Source organism: Geofilum rubicundum JCM 15548 (assembly GCF_000974365.1).
Taxonomy (GTDB): domain Bacteria; phylum Bacteroidota; class Bacteroidia; order Bacteroidales; family Marinilabiliaceae; genus Geofilum; species Geofilum rubicundum.
The window spans coordinates 24250-47656 of record NZ_BAZW01000024.1; the positions used below are offsets into that span (position 1 = coordinate 24250).

The 23407-nt window shown below is 46.6% G+C and carries 16 protein-coding genes and 1 tRNA gene; 5 read left to right on the forward strand and 12 right to left on the reverse strand.

Annotated features, from left to right (window positions below; translation table 11 throughout):
* Nucleotides 1-85: 85 nt before the first annotated feature.
* Nucleotides 86-2302, forward strand: a complete 2217-nt coding sequence (locus tag JCM15548_RS11660; protein WP_062125528.1) for a trypsin-like peptidase domain-containing protein — start codon at nucleotides 86-88, stop codon at nucleotides 2300-2302.
* 2 nt (nucleotides 2303-2304) lie between these two features.
* Here JCM15548_RS11660 and JCM15548_RS11665 read toward each other — a convergent pair whose 3' ends face one another.
* From JCM15548_RS11665 to JCM15548_RS11685, 5 genes are all read right to left on the reverse strand, one after another.
* Complete coding sequence (locus JCM15548_RS11665) at nucleotides 2305-3189, reverse strand: DUF4465 domain-containing protein (protein WP_062125530.1); 885 nt, start codon at nucleotides 3187-3189, stop codon at nucleotides 2305-2307.
* Nucleotides 3159-3314, reverse strand: a complete 156-nt coding sequence (locus JCM15548_RS21685) for a hypothetical protein (protein WP_157482698.1) — start codon at nucleotides 3312-3314, stop codon at nucleotides 3159-3161. The genes JCM15548_RS11665 and JCM15548_RS21685 overlap by 31 nt, the downstream gene beginning before the upstream one ends.
* 6 nt (nucleotides 3315-3320) lie before the next feature.
* Nucleotides 3321-4751 carry a TlpA family protein disulfide reductase gene (locus tag JCM15548_RS11670; protein ID WP_062125532.1) on the reverse strand — a complete coding sequence of 477 codons (1431 nt, stop codon included), beginning with the start codon at nucleotides 4749-4751 and terminating at the stop codon, nucleotides 3321-3323.
* 328 nt (nucleotides 4752-5079) lie between these two features.
* Nucleotides 5080-6858, reverse strand: a complete 1779-nt coding sequence (locus tag JCM15548_RS11680) for an aminopeptidase P family protein (protein ID WP_062125537.1) — start codon at nucleotides 6856-6858, stop codon at nucleotides 5080-5082.
* Nucleotides 6859-6876: 18 nt separating this feature from the next.
* Nucleotides 6877-7929, reverse strand: coding sequence for a DUF4097 family beta strand repeat-containing protein (locus tag JCM15548_RS11685; RefSeq protein ID WP_062125538.1), 1053 nt, complete (start codon nucleotides 7927-7929; stop codon nucleotides 6877-6879).
* A 261-nt stretch (nucleotides 7930-8190) separates the two neighbouring features.
* Here JCM15548_RS11685 and JCM15548_RS11690 point away from each other — a divergent pair, with 261 nt between their 5' ends.
* Nucleotides 8191-10245, forward strand: coding sequence for a TonB-dependent receptor (locus JCM15548_RS11690; RefSeq protein WP_062125581.1), 2055 nt, complete (start codon nucleotides 8191-8193; stop codon nucleotides 10243-10245).
* On the opposite strand, the gene JCM15548_RS23925 is transcribed toward JCM15548_RS11690, so the two are convergent.
* Genes JCM15548_RS23925 through JCM15548_RS25490 form a run of 3 tightly spaced genes read right to left on the reverse strand, consistent with a single transcriptional unit; the run spans nucleotide 10242 to nucleotide 12339 of the window.
* Nucleotides 10242-11234: a DUF3656 domain-containing protein gene (locus tag JCM15548_RS23925; protein ID WP_227625736.1), complete on the reverse strand. Its 993-nt coding sequence runs from the start codon at nucleotides 11232-11234 to the stop codon at nucleotides 10242-10244. The genes JCM15548_RS11690 and JCM15548_RS23925 overlap by 4 nt on opposite strands.
* Nucleotides 11235-11275: 41 nt before the next feature.
* Nucleotides 11276-12079: a peptidase U32 family protein gene (locus tag JCM15548_RS23930; RefSeq protein ID WP_227625737.1), complete on the reverse strand. Its 804-nt coding sequence runs from the start codon at nucleotides 12077-12079 to the stop codon at nucleotides 11276-11278.
* Nucleotides 12055-12339, reverse strand: coding sequence for a family 16 glycosylhydrolase (locus JCM15548_RS25490; protein ID WP_262487013.1), 285 nt, complete (start codon nucleotides 12337-12339; stop codon nucleotides 12055-12057). The genes JCM15548_RS23930 and JCM15548_RS25490 overlap by 25 nt, the downstream gene beginning before the upstream one ends.
* 1465 nt (nucleotides 12340-13804) lie before the next feature.
* On the opposite strand from JCM15548_RS25490, the gene JCM15548_RS11705 reads away from it, so the two are divergent.
* Both JCM15548_RS11705 and JCM15548_RS11710 read left to right on the forward strand, forming a co-directional pair.
* Nucleotides 13805-13888: transfer RNA gene (locus JCM15548_RS11705), tRNA-Leu, on the forward strand.
* 204 nt (nucleotides 13889-14092) lie between these two features.
* Nucleotides 14093-15196, forward strand: a complete 1104-nt coding sequence (locus JCM15548_RS11710; RefSeq protein ID WP_062125541.1) for a Fic family protein — start codon at nucleotides 14093-14095, stop codon at nucleotides 15194-15196.
* A 68-nt stretch (nucleotides 15197-15264) separates the two neighbouring features.
* Here the strand turns inward: JCM15548_RS11710 and JCM15548_RS11715 are convergent, their stop codons facing one another.
* The 4 genes from JCM15548_RS11715 to JCM15548_RS21155 all read right to left on the reverse strand — a co-directional run bounded on the left by JCM15548_RS11715 (nucleotide 15265) and on the right by JCM15548_RS21155 (nucleotide 21395).
* The gene (locus JCM15548_RS11715; RefSeq protein WP_083985106.1) at nucleotides 15265-16599 is read right to left on the reverse strand and encodes a TolC family protein; all 1335 of its coding nucleotides are present in this window, start codon (nucleotides 16597-16599) and stop codon (nucleotides 15265-15267) included.
* Between the two features lie 29 nt (nucleotides 16600-16628).
* On the reverse strand, nucleotides 16629-19796 hold the full coding sequence (locus JCM15548_RS11720; protein ID WP_062125542.1) for an efflux RND transporter permease subunit: 3168 nt from the start codon (nucleotides 19794-19796) through the stop codon (nucleotides 16629-16631).
* A gap of 6 nt (nucleotides 19797-19802) precedes the next feature.
* Entirely contained in the window at nucleotides 19803-20918 is a 1116-nt protein-coding gene (locus tag JCM15548_RS11725) for an efflux RND transporter periplasmic adaptor subunit (protein ID WP_062125543.1), read from the reverse strand.
* Between the two features lie 240 nt (nucleotides 20919-21158).
* Nucleotides 21159-21395, reverse strand: coding sequence for a glycine betaine ABC transporter substrate-binding protein (locus JCM15548_RS21155; RefSeq protein WP_083985108.1), 237 nt, complete (start codon nucleotides 21393-21395; stop codon nucleotides 21159-21161).
* A 478-nt stretch (nucleotides 21396-21873) separates the two neighbouring features.
* Between JCM15548_RS21155 and JCM15548_RS11735 the strand changes: the two genes are divergently transcribed.
* Complete coding sequence (locus JCM15548_RS11735; RefSeq protein WP_062125545.1) at nucleotides 21874-23292, forward strand: FAD-dependent oxidoreductase; 1419 nt, start codon at nucleotides 21874-21876, stop codon at nucleotides 23290-23292.
* Nucleotides 23293-23407 lie beyond the last annotated feature (115 nt).

Here is a 23407-nt window from a genome sequence, read left to right on the forward strand (position 1 = left end):
GCCCTTAAATGGTGCCACCAATTTGTAACCCTGGCTGTTCATTTTATGTATGAGTGGGTAGCGGGTTTTAAGTAAATTACGATAAATGATCTTTCAAAATATCAAGCCATCTTCAGGTTTTCAAAAATGGTCGGGTGCGTTGCGCATGGTGCTGTCCGCCCTAATGCTTCTTTATTCTTTTAATTCAGAAGTGTGGGCTCAGTTGAATCAAGGGGGGAGGCCTCTGCTATCACCTGTATCCACTGCCAGAGAAGCCGGTTTTAAAGCGGTGGAGATGCCCCCGCTGCCCCAATCGGTTTATTCAGACAAGCGCAGTGCCGACGGTAAGGAGTCGGCGCTACCCTTAAGGTTTGCGCATCCTTTTTTTATGGAACTGTCTCCTGATAATTCAGGCCAATGGCAGCAGGAGGTGGATGGGACCCGGGTCTGGAGACTGGCCATCCAATCGAAGGGGGCTTATTCCATCAACCTCATTTTTGACCGTTTTAAACTGGTACCCGGGGCTTCGCTTTTTATTTATAACCCCGACCAGAGTGTGGTTTTGGGGGCTTATACCCATGAGAATAATTTGCCATCCGGCATACTGGCGACCACGCCGGTGCCCGGCGATGAGGTGATTGTGGAGCTGGTGGTCTCCGCCGGAGCCCGACAATCGTCGGATCTTCTAATCGGGGCGGTGAACCACGATTATTTAAATGTGGCCTCATTATTACCCGTTGAAGGCAGTCGATTTGGCCGAAGTGATGATTGTCACACCGATATCACCTGTGATTTGGATGATCTTTGGCTGGACAACGGACAATCGGTTTGTCGACTGATTGTGGACGGAACGGAGTTGTGCACCGGTACGCTTGTCAATAACACACGCAATGATGGAACACCCTATGTGTTGACTGCTGCGCATTGTCTGCTCAATGAGAATTCTCACGAAACGGTTATTTTTACTTTTAATTACCAGGTACCCAATTGCGATGCCCGTGTGGAGGGATCTTTTATTCAGACCATTTCAGGTTCTGAACGACGTGCTTACAGAAAAGATATGGACATGGCACTTTTGGAGATGTCTTCCATGCCTCCGGCCTCCTTTCGGCCCTACTGGTCGGGTTGGTCCCTGACAACCGCCCCTTCCGCCCCTGTTCGCAGCATTCACCATCCTGAAGGGGATGTGAAAAAAATAGCCCGGGCCGACCATGCGCCGACTGCTTCTTCCTTTTTTGATTTTGAGTCCGATTCACACTGGCGGGTCGACAGGTGGCAAGAGGGAACCACGGAGGGGGGCTCTTCGGGAGCACCTTTATTTGATAACAATGGCTTATTGATTGGATCTTTAAGTGGCGGTTCCGCCTATTGTGGCAACCCGGTGAATGATTATTTTGTACGGCTGAATAAAGCTTGGAATTTTCATAGTGCGCCTGATCAGCAATTGGCCTGGTGGCTGGCGCCGGACGGTCCAGCCGTCCAGTCTTCGAGCGGATTTGACTATTACAACAAAGCGGTGCAACGCTGGTCCAACCTCGTTTCCGGAGAATTGGCCGGTGCCTGGTACACCGGCTTTAATGAGGGTTACTTTTCAGGCCATAACAGTCGACAGGACCAAAGTTATGGCGAATTCATGGGCACTTTTGAATCTGCCAGATTGCACGGCATATATGTCATGCCGGCCAAATCACCCACCACCGGAACGCAAAAACTCAATTTGAAAGTCTGGCAAGGCATTAATGAGCCCGAATTGGTGGTCTGGTCGCAAAACCAAATTAACCTGTCACAGCTGAAAGCCAACAGAGAATACCTGGTGTTATTGAATGAGCCGGTTGATTTGACGGGGAATGTGTGGGCGGGCATAGAAATCAACTATCCGGAACTTACTGATACTTTTGCCTTGTATCAATCCGACTTTAGTGCTGCCAGAGTCAATTCTGCCTGGGTTAAAAATGTTAATAATCAATGGCTTCCCTTACCGTATTGGGATGTTCATGCGGAAAGTTCGGCTTTTTGGGTGGATTTGTTGTTGTCGGATGTACAGATTTTAGATACGTCGGATGCCATTGTTTATTCCGATCCGTTTAAATTAGCGCCCAATCCGGTCCATAACCATTTGGAAGTCTATATTCCGGATGGGAACGGTTTTGCGCAAATTGAATTTGTAACACTGACCGGACAATCTGTTCATTCATCCAGAATTTTGATCTACAACGGTAAAGGAAACCTGAATGTTTCCTTTTTAAGGCCCGGTGTTTATGTGGCACGACTGCTGTTTGAGGGTAAGGTCTATGTGGAAAAGCTGGTGGTGAGCGGTGGCTGATTTTACTCAATAATCTTGATGTTATCGATGGCGATCAAAGGAAGCGTTTGTATTTCACCGCTTTCGGTGTTTTGAGAGGAAGAAAGTATCAACCTGACTTCATTCACCCTTCCCAAAGGATTTAAATCAACGGCCGACCATTCTTTGATCAGGTAGTTGCGTTTCTTGTTCTCAAAGCGATAGTCGGCCAGATAAAATTCTACTTCGCCCGTCTTATTTCCGTCTGCATCATAGCCCTCAATGCTGAGCAAAAACCAATCAAGCGGATCTCTGCCGTCCGTGGTATCGCCAAAGCGCGGAATGTCATCTGTGCCATAAAGCATTAACAGGTAGGTCAGCGTGCTGTTGGTAACCGACAAGCTGCTCAATTGATGCATGGCCCCATTTTCAAAAGCAAAACCGGCGTTTTGGTCCGCCATGGGTTGCAGGTATATCAGGAAGTTGTTTTTAGCGGCTGCAGGTGCAAACGCACTAAAGGGGCTTGGTTCTTCTGTGATGGATTGACTGTATAAATTACTCAAGGCAAACCCGGTCCATGTTTGTTCCGTAGAGCCATATCCGGGAAAAACCGCACCTTCAGAAACAAGGGCGCCATTTTCATCAGGCGTGGCCAGTTGGTAGGTGTTTTCTGCCAGTATCAAATCATTGAAATCAATCAGTTGGATGGTAGATATCAGAATGCTGAGGGTGTCTGAGCCATAATCGGTCCGGACCACAAATTGATAGTTGGTCTTTCCCAGTTCTTTGGAAATATGCAGGAGTTCCTTTTCTGTCGAAATTTCCTGATCATTGAGTAGCCAGGTGTAGGAGGCATTCACCTCATAAGTGATTTTGGGCGATAAAAGCAGACTGTCATTTACTTCCAGTTCAAAGCCTTCATCGGGCATGCTGATATAGCACCCGGTGCCGGTATTTCTTCATTGTTTTCGTTACAAGCGGCTATAAGGCCGCTGATGCCGACAATGAAGAGCAGCTTTGACAATGTTCGTACGGGGGCACTTGTATGCTTCATAAATTTTTATTGTTGTTTGAGCAGGTGGTCGATAAAGCCGGGCAGTTGTTCGACATCCAAACGCTTGGCGGCAATTTTTTTATCCTTGTCGAGCACATAAATCATGGGCGTTGACCGGATGTCGTAATGGTTTCTGAAACGGGTTTGGTGGTAGGGGTCATAGACATTGATCCAGCCATAAAGTTCATGGGCATCGATAAAGGTCTGCCATTCCTCCGGATCGGCCATGCTATAGACGGCGAAGACCTGTACGCCTTTGTTTCTGTAGGGTTCAAATACTTCTTGGTACAATTTGGGAATGGCGGTTTTGCAATGGCCGCAGGAGGGCTCATAAAACACCAGAATGGTTACCGGAGCTGAAATTTCGTGGAGCCGGAAAATTTCTCCGGTATTGCTTTCCATTTGCATGTCGTGGGCCTTTTTCCCGATCAGGGTGGGCTTAATATCGCGCACACGCGTACGCAGATTTTCCAAAAACTCTTCAGAAGCCCAGTCGGCCTGACCCGACAGGTAATATTTTTCGGCCAGGGCCACCATGGCGGCATCCATGCCCATGATTTTGCTTTCGTTGGCTTTGTTGAAGGTGTACTGTACCAGAAAACGGAACATTTCCTCGGTTCCGCGACTTTTCTCAATGATATCAATGGCGGCTTTGGTCATGGTATCCGGTATTTGAATCAACAGTCGGTCGAAATAGGTATCCAGTTTTTGCACAAAAAAGGGTGTTCTCAAAAGGCGCTCATCTTCAAAGTCGATGTTTTCCAAATAGTGATCGCGGTAAAATTCGTAGCGCTTTACCTGTCTGAATGAATCCACGTTTTGCACCTGCTCCGGAATATCCAGAGGCGGCATCACCGGATCCTTCATGCCCTTAATAAATTGCGCATAAAAGGTGCCCGGGTTTTGTTCCATGGCTTTGTCCCAATAGTCGGCCACACTTTTATTGGTCGCTTCCAACTGCTGGCTCAGTTCCTCTACTTTGGCCTGATCGCTTTCATTGGCTTTGATGGCTGCCCGGATTTCATTGACCTTTTTTTGCTGTTGCTCAATGAAACGCTGGTATTGCAAAAACAGGCGGGACTCTTTGCTTCCGGTTATTTCCATTTCGCCAATCAGGTTGGCCGTATCGGTCTCTATGGTGAAATGCTGTTCATCATTGATCAATACATCAAAGTATTTGCCGTCGGGCAGATAAAACAGATACAGCCCCCCTGTCAGGGGTTCTTCTCCTTTGAAAACGGCGGTGCCGTTTTCAATGCGGCTGGTATCCGTTACATACATCTTCTTATTGTAGTAATACCCAAGAATGAGGTCTTGATTATTGAGCTCACTCAACTTCACCCGGATGTTGTAGCCATCCGGTTCAGCCGGGGCGGCTTGTAGGGAAAATGCCGCTAAAAGATGAATGACAAGGATCAGGAATAGTGATGGTTTCATTGTTTAATGTTTATAATTTGTTTTTGAGCCACAAAGGCTCTTTTTTACTTTTTGGCATTGCTCCAAAAAGGTAACAAAAAATTCTAGTCAGATGGATGCTGCCAGCCGCATCCTTGTTGCCTCCTGCCAACCGCACCAACCCCATAAATGCCCACGGCAACTTCGTCTCACCACCGCCGGCCCGCCCATCTGACGGGCTCCCCCTCCTCAAACTAAAGAATTTAGTTGCCTACAAATAATTACCACTTAACGGGGAATTGATTTAAACGGCCATTGAAAAGGGTTCAATTTCAGATGTTTTGTCGTTACACCTGCCTGTGGTTTGTTATTACAAAGCGGCGGTTTTTTTCTGCAGCCATGTTTTGTGTTCGTCGTCCAATAGGGGCGCTATTTTTTCATATACCTCCTGATGGTAGTTGTTGAACCAGGTGATTTCATCGGGTGTCAGCAGGTTTTTGTCAATCATGGTTTTGTCGATGGGACAAAGGGTGAGGGTCTCAAATTCCATGAAGGTTCCGAAGTCCGTTTCTTCTTTGACTTTGGAGATGATCAGGTTTTCGATGCGTATACCGTATTGGTTTCGGCGATAGACACCCGGTTCGTTGGAGGAAACCATGCCCGGTTCTATTTCGAAACCATTGTCCTGCGGACGGATGCTTTGCGGACCTTCATGCACATTCAGGAAGTAGCCGATACCGTGGCCTGTTCCGTGTCCGTAATTGAGGCCGTGCTGCCATAGGGCTTTGCGGGCCAGAATGTCGAGATGAACACCACGGGTTCCTTGTGGAAAAATGGCGCAGGCCAGCGCAATGTGTCCTTTTAAAACCAAGGTGTAATCGGTTTTGGCCTGGTCTGGAATAGCGCCCAGGGGCACCGTGCGGGTGATGTCGGTTGTTCCGCCATGGAATTGGCCCCCGGAGTCGATCAAATATATCCCCTCTGGCTTCAATTCGATGTCGGATGCCTCATTGGCGTTGTAATGCACAATGGCGCCATGACCGGCGTAGCCGGAAATGGTGCCGAAGGATTCGCCTACAAATCCGGGCTGCTGGGCACGAAAGGATTTAAGCTTTTTGGCGGCAGAAACTTCGGTGATGGTTTCCTGGCCGATATGGTCTTCCAGCCATTTCAGAAAATGAACCATGGCCACGCCATCATTGATGAGTGTCTGCTTCAGGTTTTTGACTTCGGTATCGTTCTTTTGCGCTTTGAGCCGTGTAATGAAACTGACCATTTCTTTTTTGGTCACTTTGGGCGACAGGGCGGCGTAGAGGGCAGAGTTGGTTCTGTCAGGGTCCAGCAAAACCACGGCATCCTCCGGTATGTGCTGCAGGTGTTTATAGACTTCTTCGTAAAGGGAAATTTTGATGTTGTCGGCCTCCAGTTTGCGGGCAATCTGGGCCGTTAGTTTGTGGGGGTTGATGAACAGGGTGACTTTGTCAAATTCGATGATCATGAAGGCATGAAACACCGGATTAAAGGGGACGTCATTGCCTCTCAGGTTCAGCACCCAGGCAATTTCGTCCAGGGTGGCCGTGATGTAGTAGGAGAGGCCTTCTTTTTTCATGTGGCTGCGGACTTGTTCCAGTTTCTGGGCCCTTGTAAAGCCACACCATTTGTCCTCGTGCATGAAGACCGTGTTTTCCGGAATGGGAATGCGCGCTTCCCAAACATCTTCGGCCACTGAATGGGTGGAGTCGACCTGAACACGGGCGTTGCGCAATTCGCGGGTAATTCGGCGCAGTTGACTCACCGAAACGGTGGCGCCATTAACGGCCACTTTTTCTCCGGGCATCAACACGTCGTTCAGCCAGGTGGTATAATCCGGAACGTCCTTTTCTCCTTCTTTAAAGAGTTGAATGTTACTGGCATCCAGCTGTTCTTCGGCTTGCAAAAAATAGCGCGAATCTGTCCATAAGCCTGCCTCCTCTGCGGTTACTACCAGGGTTCCTGCCGATCCCGTGAAATGGCTCAGCCATTCACGGATTTTCCAATGTTCAGCGGGGTATTCACTCAAATGGGGATCGCCCGATGGTATAATGCAGGCATCCATTCCTAAAGCGCCCATTTTGTTTCGAAGAAGTAGTAGTTTGTCCGAGATCTGCATGGCTATATGTTTTTAATATTATTTTGTAATTAATTGTATATCACTGTTTTTATTAAAGATGATAAAGTTGGGTACTGTTTTGTTTTTTGAGTTGTAGGCGCCCGAAAAAGAAAGCGTGTTGTTTTCTTTCAGCGTTCTGATTTTTTTCTTTTCCGGGTAGATAAATTGGCCGTTAGTGACCTGTCCGTGCAGGTTAAAAGGCAAATCATCTGCCAGTTGTAACTCAATAGGGGTAAGGTCTCCTGCCAGGGTGAGCTCCTGAAGTGAGCGATGGACGGATTGAATTTGGATCCTTCCCCGCTGGCTTTCAATAAAACCGTGTTGCCGAAGTTCAGAGATGACAATATCCGTCCGTTTGGTTGTCAGGTTAACAGACCCCGCTTGTCCAATGTTCATTTTTCCGGTGGTAGCCCGGAGGTTCATTTTTTCGACCCGGTTAATGGTCGCCGTTGAAAAATCTGAGATAAGCGATAATTCCCCGACATGTTTAATTTGTAACTGTCCGTTTTTATGCGTGATTTCTGCCTTTTGCAGATCGCCAATTGTTAAATCACCATTGGTGACTTGGATGATGGCTTTGGGCATGGCTACGGCATTTTTGGTTATTGTCAGGTTGCCATATTCGGCAGTAAGGGAGGCACTTCCGTTATATTCTTCAAGGGTGATATCCCCTAAAAGGTTGCGGAGTTCCAGGGCCAGATGGCGCGGGCCAAAAATGTGATAATCGATGCCAAAAGCAAAATTGGAAAAAAAGTTCTCCTCAAAACTGGTACGATAATCCAGCGAATCTCCCACGGGTTGCTGTGAAATATTAATCTGCTCATGCACTTCCGTCGCCATCTCTGAATTAGGGGCTTCCACCCAGATGCTGACGCGGATGGCCAGCGTGTCTTTGTCCCATCCGGTGTAATGAATCATCCCGTGTCGATTGCTAATGCTAAGCTTTTCAATGGAGGAGGCAAGGTACTCATCAAACTTCGTCTGGTGATGTCTGCTCAAATCTCTTTGTGCCGAAACGCCCACCTGCACCAGAAACAGCAACAGTAAACCGATGTTGAAAATTCTGTTCATTCAATTGATTTTAGTTGTTTATGCACAAAGACCAAATGTCTTCAGGCAGGCACTAAATAGATGAATATACGAAAAAGTTGCTTTCGTACCATTCAGGATTCGATTTAATGTTGCCACAGACAATTGTTATGCCATTATTGAATCTCAAAAGTAAGGATTTTGGGGGATGTTTCCTGACCTTTATGTTTATATTTGTACCAATTACCAGTGCCCGGGAGCTTGGGCTCCCGGGCTTTTTATTCATTTAATTGTTTTTATATCATGAATTTAACCAATTTCTGGCACCAACAAAGAATGGTGCATTTTAAACAATGGATGCATACACGTTATGCGGTATTCAACACTTTAAACCGCGAAATCCGCATCGGATTTTTGCTCACGGCTTATTTTACCTGTTTGGGGTATCAGTCCACCTTCGCTAAAACGGAAACCGACTCGATCAATACCAAAATTAATCTGGAGGAGGTCGAGGTGTCCGCCCGACGCGGTCCCACGCTCTACTCTGAAGCGGGGCGCATAGTGACGGTGCTCTCGAGGGCCCAGATCGAAAAGCTGCCGGTTCAAAGCGTTCCGGAATTGTTGCGCATGGCTTTGAGTGTGGACATAAGGGAACGCGGTCCTTTAGGCATGCAGGCCGACATCAGCATGCGGGGCGGGTCTTTCGACCAGGTTATGATTTTATTGAACGGGGTCAATGTGACGGATCCACAGACGGGGCATCATGCCCTCAACCTGCCCGTCAGCCTCGAAAGCATCGAACGGGTGGAAATACTTCAGGGACCGGCCGCCCGGGTTTATGGTCCCAATGCCTTTAATGGCGCCATCAATTTTATTACGACGACCAGCGATCAGAACGGGCTTTCCGTTTCGGGCCTTAAGGGCAGTCACAACTTGTTTAACGGACAAATTGGTCTTCGGCATCGCACCGGAAGTTGGAAGCACTATTTTTCGGCACAAAAGGGAAATAGTGATGGCTACAGAGATAACACCGACTTTGAATTACTCAATTTATTTTACAACGGACGTCTGAGCCTGGGCGAAGAAAAGCTCTCCTTTCAGCTGGGCTACAACGAAAAGGCTTTTGGCGCCAACTCCTTCTATTCGGCCACTTATCCCAATCAATTTGAAGCCACGCGTACCCTATTTGGTTCACTATCGATGGAGACAGGGGAACGCATCAGAATCAGACCCAATGTTTATTGGCGTCGGCACCACGACCGTTTTGAACTTTTTCGAGGAAACAAGAATGCGGCCGGCTGGTATGCCGGACATAATTATCACTTGACGGATGTGGCGGGTGCCAATGTGAATGCTTCTACCGACTGGGCGCTGGGTACGACTTCAGTGGGCGGAGAGGTGAGGGGCGAGGCCGTCTGGAGCAACGTGCTGGGACTGCCGCTAGATGAACCCATGGATGTGCCGGGCGAGCCGGAGGGACAGTTTACGCGGTATTTTCATCGGGGCAATATTTCTTTGTTTGGCGAGCACAATTTCAGGGTGGGGCGCTTGAATGTGTCGGGTGGTTTGTTGATGAACCGCCATTCACAAACGGGATATGGAGTGGACTGGTACCCGGGACTTGATGTGAGCTACTGGATTTTACCCGGCTTCAAATGGATGGCGGCCTATAATAAATCCTTGCGCATGCCCACTTTTACGGATTTGTTTTATTCGGGCCCGACCAATGAGGGCAATGCGCAATTGAAACCGGAGGAGGCGCAAACCATTGAAAGTGCCTTTCGCTGGCGGTCATTTTGGCACGATACCCAGTTGGGTGGATTTTACCGAAAGGGTGAAAATCTGATCGACTGGGGCAGGCGTCCCGGTGAAGAAAAATATACCACTTCCAACATCAATGAGGTGGAGGCTTTGGGATTGGAATTTTCGTGGCAGATGGATTTTCAGGCATTTCTGCCGGGGCAGAATGTCTTGCAGACCCTGGCGGTGAATTACAGCTATACCTGGCAGGATCTTAGTTCGGATGAGGGCTATGAGTCGTATTATGTGCTGGACCATCTGCGACAAAAGCTGAACATTGGGGTGTCTCACGGACTGGGACTGGAGCGTCTCTCTGCTCAATGGAATATGCTGTACCGCGACCGGGCCGGTTATTATAAGCTATCGGCCACCGATACCCGGGTGGATTATGAACCTTTTTGGCTGACGGATGTGCGGGTGATGTGGCAGCAGACGCCGCAATTCAGGATGTATGCCGAGGCTACCAATCTGTTGGATACAAAATATGCGGATATGGGGGAGTTGACGCAGCCCGGGCGCTGGATCAAAGTCGGGTTCAGTTATACTTTCAACTACTAATGCAAAGTAAAAACTTGCATTTCACAGGTTTTGCAGTCGAAGATTAATTGGTATTGGTTTTTCCCGGACTTCAGGATGAGTTTTTCGCCTGAGGCTCCGGGATTAATTTTGGGGCATTGCTCTGTGGCATAGCGGATGCAGTGCTTGGTGGTCATGACCTGCTTGGGGCCGGCCGGTTGCTTTATTTCAAAGCCATCGGCGACATCCTGGCAACCATGCTGCTCATAGAAGGCTCTGGCCAGGTGATTGGTGACGTTGGAGGTATAGTCATGCGTTGTTGTTGGATAGGCATGGGTGGTGGGGACAATGGCAGCGGTTGCACGTGGATATTGCTCTCTGCGATATTGTATGTGCTTTTCGGCGAGCTCACGTCGCATTTGATTGAGGACGGAAACGGAGACAAACAAAGGCTTTTCCAGATCGATTTTGATGGTTTCTACCCTGAATAGAGAGGTGCCCCATTTGGAAAGTTGCTGATGAATTTGTTCCAGCGCCCTTTCGGGCTTGTTGGCCGGTTGTTTTTCGATGGTGGTGTTTAGGGTGGTGGACAGTCCATCTTCATCGCGCAGATTTAGTCGCAAGCCCTCGGGGGTTTCTGAAAGCAGGAGCTCGATGGCTATTTTCCGGACATTATGACTGTTGCTGAGGGCTTTGTCGAAGTTGTGGTTCTGGTTTCTGAAAAGGGTGGCCCCGGCGTAAAGTCCGTTTACCACATCCACGTATACTTTTTGGTTTTTGACCACATTGGCTCTGAGTCCCGTCAATATTTTTTGTCGGTTAAGAAAGCAGAGTCCGTCACCATTGTTCAATAAATCCCCATTTTCAACCAGGAAGTGGTCCTTGTTGACCTGGATGACTTTGCCGATTTTTTCGCCCATCGATTTTGGGGTGTGCAGTGACCAGATGCCTTTGTGGCGACCGTCCAGAAAATAGGAGGAGAATCCCCTCGAAAAAGATTTTTCGGGTGACGGTGAAAAGGTCGGGGCCACCCGGCCTGATGAACTGCGCCGGTAGGCGGGGTTTTGATCGATCAGGGCATCCAGCTGCTGGCGGTAATGGGCAGTGACGTTTTTAACGTAGCCACATCCTTGAGTCGTCCCTCAATTTTGAAACTCGTAATACCGGCATCGATCAGATCCTGAAGTCGGTGCGCCAGACTTAAATCTTTTAGTGAAAGCAGGTGCTGGTTCTTCGCCATGGTTTTTCCGTCCGCCGTCAGCAAATCATAGGGCAAGCGGCAGGGCTGACTGCATTCGCCGCGGTTGGCGCTTCGGCCGTTGAGGGCTTGACTCATGTAGCATTGACCGCTGTAGGAGACGCACAGGGCGCCATGGACAAAATACTCCAGGGGGACGGTGGTGCCGGCTTTTATTTGGCGGATTTGCTTCAGGGACAGCTCACGGGCCAATACCACCTGCTGAAAGCCGGCCTGCTCCAGGAAGCGCACTTTTTCCGGTGTTCGGTTATCGGTCTGCGTGCTGGCATGCAAGGGAATGGGCGGCAGGTCCATCTGCAAAATGCCCATGTCCTGAACAATGAGGGCATCGGCACCTATCCGGTATAAATCCCGGATCAGCGCTTCCGCTTCCTTTAGTTCATGGTTGTACAGTAAAGTGTTGAGCGTTACATAAACCCGTGCATGAAATGGTCGGGCAAACTGAATCAGTCGGTCAATGTCCGTCAGCGAATTGCCCGCCTGCCGACGGGCTCCGAATTTGGAAGCTCCTATGTAAACTGCATCTGCGCCATGCTCAATGGCGGCTATTCCGGTATCGGCATCTTTGGCCGGGGCCAGAAGTTCCAGATGGGTTAGTCCTTCTTCTTCTGATAACATCTGATCCAGTCAATCTCCATTAATCCCGGAAGACTGTTATCAGCCGGGTTTTCCGGTAGTATGGTACAAAATGCCAGGTACATGGCCTCGTCCGGAATATGCTTGATCTCCCGGTGCACTTCTTGTCCGTTGATTTTCCAAACGATGGCTTCCGGTGACCACTCAAGGGTGTAGATGTAGAAGTTGTTGTTGAATTTAGTGCCGGAGCTTTGCGCATTTGATGCACCGCCTGGTTTTTGTCCATCACATGTACACCACATTCTATGCTCTTGCCGTTTTTGAAGGCCGATTTGATCACATCTATTTGAGGGGTGATTTTTTCGCCCACCATCCAGAAGGCATTCAGCATTGGATAGCTGTGATTGAAGCGAATTTTCGCTTCAAACTTGCCGTATTTCTGACGAAAACTTTGTCCCGTAGAAATGAGTCCCGACGTATACTCAAAGTGTTGGGTGGTAAAACCATGGGCCGGATCCCAGACTTTTCCCCTGGCACCATCCCGGCGTGTCACAATTCTGGCAACACTGTCGCGCAGTTCCACATTGTCATCCTTGAAAAACTGTTTTTCGCCTGCCAGCGCATAGGCGTCATTCATCAGCGCTTTGCCCCAATAATAGCCGGTCATCCACTTGGAAGTATCCAGATGCATGGCATCAAAATCATCCTCGAAAGTCAGGTCCCACTGCCGAAATTCTTTGAAGGGGTTTTTCTTTTTGATGTCGAGGTACCACTTAATTTCCTCATTTTTTTTGAGGCGTTCGTATTCTTCTAAAAGACTGTACTCTTCCGACTTCTTAAAGCGCTTTTTGTCCTCCATAAAAGCCTTGTGTTCCTGAAATTCTTTGGATTGTACAATGGCTTCCAGTTTAAAGAAGGTCTTGAGCCGCTCACTGTTCTCCAGGTTGGTGAAGGTCTTGTAATTGGTCTTTTTTTCTGTTTTGAGATAAAACTTAATGTTGGGGTCCTTACTCAATTGCTCATAGGTCTTGAGTTTGGTATAGGCTTCGGTCTGCTTGAAGTCCTTTTTGACCTTGGCTGAGTGAAATTCTCCGGAGTTGACAAAGGCTTTCATGGCCAGATAGGACTGATAGGAGTCAGACTCCGCAATCTGCTTCATACGTTCATGAAGACCGGCTTTGGTAAATTTCAGATAGGTTTTAATATCTGATGAGGACTTCATGGCATTGTACTGGTCGAGTTGCCGCCATTGCTCGGTGTCCTTATAACGGGCCGTTTTTAATTCACGTACTTTTTTTTCAAATTCGCCGGAGTGGACAAGGGCATCCAGTTCCTGGTAGCGTTTCAGCAGTTCTGAGTTTTCAAAACTGTTGAATCGTTCAAAATCGTTGCGCTCATTGATGAGCGATGCTTCAAATTTTTTGGTGGAAACAAATCTGCTTCCGAAATGAATTCCGAATATACTGGCCATGTTCATTTAGTTTAGAGCGCTTGTAGGGTTTGATTACGCAATTTTTTGTTTCAGGTTTTAATTAAAGTGGAAAAATAGCAAAAAAAACCACGGGAAAAACCAAAATCAATCTTTATAAAGCAATAACGCAACATTGGGGTGGCTTATTTTAAATGTGTTACCGGATTGATGAAAAAAAGATTGTTTCCGTCGCTTTTTTTAATTCATTGTGTTTTCGGGATAATCAAATTTTTATACCTTTGCCACGCTTAAGAAAGCCGGGGATAAAGTTCCACCGCATTTCTTTGGAAATTATTGCCCAGATGTTGAAATTGGTAGACAAGCCAGCTTGAGGGGCTGGTGCTCTTAAGGGCGTGCGGGTTCGAGTCCCGCTCTGGGCACACAATAGACCTCCTAAGATTTTTAATCTTAGGAGGTTTTTTTAGGGGTAGCGTGCACAATGCTCTTTGTAACGATACCATAAAAGGGGGCACATCAAAAAAATGACCGTGCAACGAATAGCCCATCTAAACATTGCACAAATGGCATTGATTGTTATTTAATGCGACGAATAATAGGTATATTTGATGCAAATATCGCAACGAATGAAAGCATTTATTCACCAACATGACAACTGGCCTAATTTTACATGGAGAAGTGATGAAATAGTTAACTTATTAAGCGAGGCCAGAAATCTACAGGGAAGACTTATTGGAAAGATGGAATCAATAGGATTCGACCTGAGAAACGAAGCTCTACTTGATACTTTAACGCTTGATGTATTAAAATCGTCAGAGATAGAAGGAGAATATTTAAATCCTGACCAGGTTCGTTCATCAATCGCCCGCAGATTGGGAATGGACATCGCAGGTTCAGTTGAGTCGGATAGAAATATTGACGGTATTGTTGAAATGATGTTGGATGCCACACAAAACTGTTTTAATTCATTGACAGCCGAAAGACTTTTTGATTGGCATGCGGCATTATTCCCAACTGGACGAAGTGGAATGTACAAAATAACAGTAGCTGATTGGCGAAAGGATACAACTGGTCCAATGCAGGTGGTTTCAGGTCCTATGGGGAAGGAAAAAGTGCATTTTCAAGCACCTGACTCTTCAATCGTTGAGAATGAAATGAATCTGTTTTTGGATTGGTTTAAAAATAATTCCAAAATTGATTTAGTTATAAAAGCTGCCATAGCACATTTATGGTTTGTGACCATTCATCCATTTGACGATGGAAATGGGAGGATAGCCAGAGCTTTGACAGATATGTTATTGGCTCAATCTGATAAAAGTAATCAACGTTTTTATAGTATGTCAGCACAAATACGAATAGAAAGAAAGGGTTACTATGAAATACTTGAAAAGACACAAAAAGGAAATCTAGATATTACCCCATGGATTGAATGGTTTTTATGCTGTCTGATAAATGCTTTAAAATCGACGGATGCTACATTAAACAGAGTTTTATTTAAAGCAGCTTTTTGGTCTAAACACTCAAATACTATCATAAATGAAAGACAGAAGAAGCTCTTGAATAAACTATTGGATGGATTTGAGGGGAAATTGACATCGTCTAAATGGGCAAAGATTGCTAAATGCTCAAAAGATTCTGCGATAAGAGATATTAATGATTTGATTGACAAAAACATCCTGCAAAAAGAAGCAGCAGGAGGTCGAAGTACAAATTATGAACTAAAGAAATGAATCATTGCCAGCAGGCAATATCATGTATAAAACATTGGGGGGTTAAGCGGTTGAAGTGAGTTTTTTGTTTATTCATATTCTTCAATAATGCCTCCTGTAATACGTACCAGATCGGTGTGTGTGGACACTAGGTTTATAATGGAGCGGTAATAATTCAGGGAGGTTTGGAGGTAGCTCAGCTGAACATCCCGAAAGTTGAAGGAATTAATGGCACCGGCTTTAAATCTTTCTTCCGACAGTTGCATATTTACCCGGTTGGTTTCCATATTTTCTTTTCCTACTTCCACCAGTTCGCGGTTTACCTGATAGGTATCGTACAAATTTAAGAGCCGGTTTTGGAGCCGATGTTTCATCTCCTCAAGGTTGGTTTGGCCAATGGCCTCTTCCATGCGGGCAATCTGGATATTCCGGTTGACACGATCGCCATCGAATAAGGTGAAACTCAGCGAAAAGTTGGCGTAGTACGAAAGGTATCCGTCTGTTGCGCCGGGAAGATCATTTCCGGGATTGAAGGCATCGGGGTGGTTGTTTTGCGTGGCGCCGGCATTGGTGCTCAGGCGGGGATAACGTGATCGCTGCTCAAGAACGCGTTGTTTCTCCAGTAATGAAAGGTTGAGATATTGATTCCTGATGTTTTGGTTGTTGGTTTCGATGAGACCCAGCAGTTGATCCAGGGAAAATTGGGAAGCCTGGAAGGACAGATCGCCGCTAATGCTTAAATCTGTATTTTCCTGCATGCCGGTGAGGTATTTGAGTTCCCTCACAGATGTAAGAACGGCCACTTCCTGCTCAAGCAAGGCCGCTTTGTCGGTCAACCAGGCAGAGCGTGCCTGCAGAGCATCATAACTGCTTGTGGTCCCCAGCGAAACGCCGTCTTCCACATACTGAAGCCGGTCTTCTGAAAGCTGCATGACTTCGCGCAATAAAGACCGTTGCTCTTCTTCAAACAGGGCACGGTAATAGGCCAGAACAACTGCTTGTATGGTGTTTTCGACCACCAGCGCCAAGTTGCCTCCCGAAAGTGCTTCAAGGGTTTCGAGCCGATCCTTTCTTACATGTGCAGAAAAGCCATGGAACAGCACCCAATTGAGCCGAACGCCGTTTTGAAGAAGGCCGGTTGGGTCCTCATTGTCATAGCGGGTGTTCAAGCTGTTATTGAAGCTGCTTTCCCATGTCAGAGAAGGCAACATCCCGGCATTACCAATGGTATTGCGCAGTTCTGAAATGTCTAAATCGGTGTGGCTTACCCTTATGTCATAATTGTTTTTCAGTGCCTCGCTTATCAATTGATCCAGCGTGTAGCCGGCCTTTGTTTCCTGCGCGGTTAAACCGGAAAAACTTAAAAAAGAGATGAGCAGAATAGCCAATGACTCTTTTACTTTATGTCTGATTATGTGCTTCATTGTTGATGTTTAAACTGTCAAAATGGCGATTAATCGATGGTCCTGTTTTTGAAAACGTTTACGGTCTCCACTTCTTCACGTGACGGACGCTTCCCCTTTACCAACCATTTTAATAATAGCCTGACATCATTCAAGGCCATTATAACAACAGGAAAGAACAGTAGAATAAATCCGGTTCCGAACAGGATACCATAGGCCAGAGCCATGGCCATGGGGATGAGAAATTGCGCCTGTCGGCTTGTTTCCAGAATAATGGGATACAAGCCCAGTGTGGTGGTCAGTGTGGTGAGCACAATGGGGCGGAATCTGGCCAGACCTGCCTTAAAGGCAGCATCTGCAACGGAATAGCTTTCCTCAAGAAACTGATTGTATTTCTGAAGAAAGACCACCGCATCGTTAACAATGACGCCAGAAACAGCTACCATTCCCCAAACACTCAGCATCGAAAGCGGAATGCCATGCAATCCATGGCCCCAAACAGCACCAATCCATCCGAGTGGGACCATCATCAGGACAATGGCTCCCTGACCGAATGACCGGAAATGGAACATGATGATGATCATGATGAGGCCGAAAGCAGGAATGAAATATTTGGCTATTTCATTTTGCGACTCGGCAGCTGATTTTTGCTGACCCTGATAAAGATAGGTCACGCCCGGATACTGTGCCTGGAGTTGGGGCATGATGGTGTTGCTCACTTCTTCCAAGATGTCAGGAACAGGTTCGTATGGATCTACCAGGTCGGCATCAATCCGCATTTCTCTTTTGCCGTTAAAGCGGGCAATGGCTACCGGACCACGTTCCAGGGTATAAGTCACCAGTTCGCTCAGAGGAAATTCACCTTGAGGGGTTTTGATTTTCATGGTTTCAAGTTGTCCGATATGCTCCCGGTCATCGGGTGGATAGCGAACCCACACGCGTATTTCGTCTTTTCCTTGCTGTAGTCGCTGCGATTGAGCGCCAAAAAAGGCATTTCGTACCTGGTTCATGATAACGTACATATCCAGTCCGAGGTAATGCGCTTTGGGCTTTAATTCAAGACGAACTTCCTGAGCCCCGGGTGCTTCATTGTCAACGATGTCCGTTAGTTCAGGTATGTCTTCAAGCGCACTGAGCAGGAAATCACGGGCCTGATCCAGTTCTTCCAGATTTTCGCCCATCAAACTGATGGAAATCGGTTTTCCCCACCTGTTGCGTCCGGCCACTGAAAATTTATCGGCAGCAGGTACTCGCCCAATGGCTTCACGCACTCTGGTGGCAATATCAAATGCAGAAATGTCGCTTCCCTCCAGGTTGCGTAAGCTCACAGATATGTGCCCGGCATGGGTGCCATTCTCCAGTCCGTCAAACGAACTGCCCATCACCAGATAGGTATAATCCACAAAATTGGCCGTATCCTTGTGTTCTTCCATTAGTTGCTCATTGACCTCCCATACGGTCTTTTCAAAACGGCTAAGATAATCATGGGTTTGCTTTTCGCCTTCACCGGGTGTAAAAGCCACATTGACATTAAAACTGTCGGGTGGAATGTTCGGGAAAAAAGTGGAGGATATGAAACCACCCCCAAAGAGTCCGGCCGTAATCAGTATAAGGACAAGCGGTACCACCAGGGCAATGTGCCGATGACGAAGAATGAAGGCCAGAATGCGCCCGTAAAAACGGTCGCGCATCCAGAATATATAACGCTCAAGTCGATTCCGGAAGCGATTTCCAAAGTTGACGGCATCATTGCGGCGCTGCAAAATATGAGGGGAACCGATGTGTGCGGGTAATACCAGCGAGGCCTCAATCAATGAAAAGGCCAGAGAGAATACCACGACAAAAGCCATCTCACCCATCATTTCCATATTTCCTTGGATCAGCATAAGGGGGACAAAAGCAATAATGGTGGTGGTAACAGAGGTGATTACCGCGGGCAGTACTTCCAAAGTACCGTCAACGGCCGCCCGCCGGGGTGATTTTCCCTTTTCAAAATGTGAAAAGATATTTTCGGCCACCACAATTCCGTCGTCCACCAAAATACCAATGACCAGAATCATTCCGAAGAGGGATATCATGTTAATGGTAACGCCATACATGCTGGCCAGCACAAACATACCCAGAAAGGAAGAGGGAATGCCCCATGCCACCCATAAGGAAAGTCGGAAACTCAGGAAAAACGCCAAAATAATGACAACCAGAAGTAAGCCCATTCCCCCGTTCCTATACAGCAGATGCAACCTGGAATTGAGCAAATCCAGAAAATCAAAGGTGACAATGAGTTCCGCATCGGCGTGTTTCTCATTAAATTCATCGGCATATTGGTTGACATAATTGGAGATGGCCTCAAGGTCTTCAGTAATCAGTTTGTTGACTGACAGATAAAGCGCCCGTTCACCATTCAGCCAGGCGCCGCTCGGTGTTTCAGAAAACTGTAAAAACACTTTTCCCAGATCACTGATGCGAATGGTTTTCCCATTGGGGTCGGCCATGACCACATAGTTGGCTATTTCGTCGGGATGGACCGTCCGCGACCGATAGCGAATTATTAAATATTGTTCATCACTGCGCAATTCTCCGCCCGATACATCCCGGTTATTGCGCGATATGGCATTGCTTATATCGGTATGGGTCAGACCATGACGCAGGAGTACTTCTTCCTCAATTTCTACAGCAATTTCGAGGGCGGGAAAACCGCCGATGCTGATTTGACTCATCAGTCCGCTTTGCAAAAAATCATCTTCAATCCGCTGGGCCAGCGTCTTCAGTCGCATCAGATCGGCGCTGCCATAAAGACCCAGCCGGATGGCCGGCGTGGTCGATCGTTGTTTGTAAACGATGGGGCGCTCGGCATCTACCGGCATACTTGAAATGCCGTCAACGGCATTTTTGACCTCCTGCAAGACTTCGTCAATGTCATATTCGCCGGTGGTTTCAATGCTGACCCGGGCAAAATTTTCGCGCGAGTTGGAGTTGATTTCCTTAATGCCCACCAGTCCCCGGATGGCTTGTTCAATTCTCACCGTGATGCCCTCTTCCATTTCTTTGGGACTGGCACCGGGGTAGCTCACCGTTACATAAATATTGCGGGATTCCCTTTGAGGAAAAAACGATTTTTTAAGTTCCAGAAATCCGTATACGCCCGAGATGACAATGACCACGATAAAGAGGTTGGCATAAAAGGGATACCGGACAAAGGTTTCTATTAGTTTGCGCATAACTTTTTATCGGAGAATTTGGTAATTGGGATTTCCTGTCACATTCAGAAGTGGTTCTACAATCAGCTCATCACCCTCGTCAAGCCCTCTGAAATAAACCGTCTGTGGGTTGCGTTTCACAATAGTGACGGGTTTTTGAACCAGTGTTTTGTCTTCCAAAACGTAGACCTTGTTCTTTTGGAAGATGGCATTTCGCGGCATTTCCATGACATCATTGAGCATACTTCCATATAAACGAGCGGTGAGGTACATGCCGTCATACATGCCTTCATCCCCGTTAACAACAACGAAAACGCTTACGGCCTGTGAGGAGGGGTTCACCACCGCACCTATGCGATTGATTTTACCCAACCACTCCTGCAGGTCGTTGTCCGTAGAGACTTTTACGGAATCACCTACCGACAATAGTTTGACCTCTTCCATGGTGACCGGCACTTCCAGTTCGTAAAGGTCGGTGCGGACAATGGTGGCCAGCTGCGTGCCCGGATTAACAACCACTCCCGGGTCCTGAACCACTTCATTAAAGGCGCCGGCAAAGGGGGCTGTGATGTTGTGTTTTTGCAAACGCGCTTCATCTCCCAAAATGGTGTAATAATCGCTGATTATATTGCGGGAAGCCAGAAAAATTCGTTCCTGGGAGGAAAGCGATTCGGGCAATTCAGGCAGGGGTTTTTCGATGTCTATTTGTTCAAAAAACCGATACCATTGATCGTACGAATCGGAATAATCGAGTCGCAGATCGGGTAAAACAGAAGCGAGTGTTTGCAGAAACCGACTTTTGCGCGCCTTTACGCTGAGCGGAAACTCAGGATTGAGCACTTTGGCAATCACCTGACCTTTGCGAAAGGTCTGGCCCGGTCTGAAAGCCACATCGCCTTCGCTTAAGCGACCCGACACTTCGGAACTGACCACCAATTCATTGTAGGTATGCAGACGACCCGACGAGGTGACCACGGCTTGCATATCGCCATAGCTTACCGTTTCTGCCTCTACAAATATATCATGTTGTGGTTTTGATGTTTTTTGTGGCTCTTCTTTCAAAGAAAAAAGCAGGAACATTACCAGAATTCCTGTCAGAAGAAGGCCAAAAGCCGCGAGGGCAATCCAAAGTTTTCGTTTCATTGATCAAATGATGTTATATTTTTAAAATAGGTCGTTAGGTCATTAGGTCGTTAGGTTGTTAGGTCGATAGGTCATTGGGTTATTAGGTTGATAGGTATAAAGACAACTCAAGATTAAAATGGTTTAATTACAGCAACGTAAATATCATAGGAATGTGCGTAGCATATATTATTTGAATGACGCCAGCAAAAACTTGCTTTGGCGACAAATTTAAGCTTATTATCTCAAATCCTACCAAAATTACATGGAACCGGTCTTTTCCCCATTGTTGTCAATGGTTGCAAGCAACGCATACAATTGGCTTTCGGTCAGGTTGAAGTTTTTGAAGAATTTTGCCGCTTTGGGCTTATCCTCTTCAAAACCTTTGCGGGAAACGATGCCACAAACATCTTTTGGGAAGATGCCTTGGGGATCTTCCAGATGTTTGATGTCGTAATTGACCCACTTGTAGTGAGGTTTCCAGCCGGTGATAACGATCCATTCCTTGTTTCTGGCAGCTTTTTGAAGGCTGGCCGAACCTGATTTTCAACACTACAACTCTTATACAGTATTGTGACTTTTTTTAAAAAAGATATCACAAAATCGACTTATCGCCAAATTCCATCCTTAAGATTTGGATTTACAAAGATTTTTTAAGCAAATTTGTGTCAATAAAAAATTAGTTATTTTAACCTTAATATCTATCCCATGCTAACAACCTACGATTTTTTTCACCGCTCCACACAAAATTCTTGGCATCCCATTTTTAGTAAATTTGATACTAAAAGAGGGATCTTCACAGATAAACAAGTTCCAATTCCTTGTCTTTAATCACCTCATTTCTTTCTGCTGGGGTCGTCTCTTGAAATTACGCCATATATGCTCCTACTAGGTCCATAAAGTGTTATTTCATTGATGTTATTGCTTGATTTATTTTTGAAATAATAGACCTTAATTGTAAAACTCCTACTCACCCATGAAAATTGCCATAATCGGTGCCGGTCCAGCCGGGATGACAGCCGCCTATCTTCTTTCGAAAAACAATCACCACGTTGATGTATATGAAGCCAGTCCGCAAATTGGCGGGTTGGCCTGTACCATCCCTTTATGGGGGCAAAAAGTGGACTTGGGGCCTCACCGCTTTTTCAGTAGCGACGCCAGGGTAAACAAGCTTTGGCTGGAAATTGTAAAAGACAATTATGAAATGGTTGATCGGCTTACGCGAATCTATTACAAAGGCAAGTTTTACAACTATCCGCTCAAACCTTTCAATGCTCTTCAAAACTTAGGTATTGTTGAGGCTTCATTATGCATGTTAAGCTACTTTTACCAGAAAGCAACACCCGAAAACAGGGACGGCTCCTTTGAATCGTGGGTACAAAACAGGTTTGGGCGGCGGCTTTACGAGATATTCTTTAAAACATACACTGAAAAGCTTTGGGGCATCTCGTGCAAGGAACTGGATTCTGACTTCGCAGCCCAGCGAATCAAAAAACTTTCCCTCTTTGAAGCCGTGAAAAATGCGTTTTTAGAAAGCAAATCCAACAAACACCGCACTTTGGTGGACCAATTTGCCTACCCAACAGGCGGTTCAGGATCGGTTTATGAAGAAATGGCCGACAGAGTTAAAGAGAATGGAAACAATGTGTATCTTAAAACACCAGTGTACCGCGTCCTCACGCAAAACCATAAGGCAGCAGGCATAGAATTAATGGATGGCACAGTTAAGGAATACGACCATGTGGTATCCACCATGCCTTTTACCATGATGATTGAACGATTACCGGAGGCTCCACAAGAATTAAAGGCTTTAGCTGCCCAATTGAAATACCGCAATACCATTCTTGTATATCTACTGGTTAACAAAACCGAACTTTTTCCCGATAACTGGCTCTACATCCACGCCCCTGATATGCACATGGGCAGGGTAACCAATTTTCGCAATTGGGTGCCGGGACTATATGGCCATGAACAAAAATCAATCCTCGCTCTGGAATACTGGAGCAATGATGATGAACCACTCTGGGGTTACGATGATGATCGCCTGATTAGTCTGGCAAAGAAAGAGATTGTGGCTACCACTCTGGTAGCACCCGGTGATATCGAAGCAGGCCATGTTTTCCGCCTACCAAAATCCTATCCTGTTTACAATCGGGGCTATAAGGATGCGCTTGATCCCATAGAAAAATACACTTCTTCCATAGATGGCTTACACGTAATAGGTCGGAACGGTTCTTTTAAATATAACAACCAAGACCACAGCATACTAATGGGGATTATGGCCGCAGAAAATATCATGCACAATGCCGGTCACGACTTAGGAGGAATCAATTCTGATTACGACACCTACCAGGAATCGTGTGTCATTACCAGTACCGGACTCGTTAAACAGTAGAGAAAGTGAAAATTGAAACCTTAACATACAAAACCAAGACTTTCCTCAAAAGTGACCTCTTTTGGGTGCTTATCATTTCTTTCACTATAAGAAATTTATACCACCTTGTCAACCC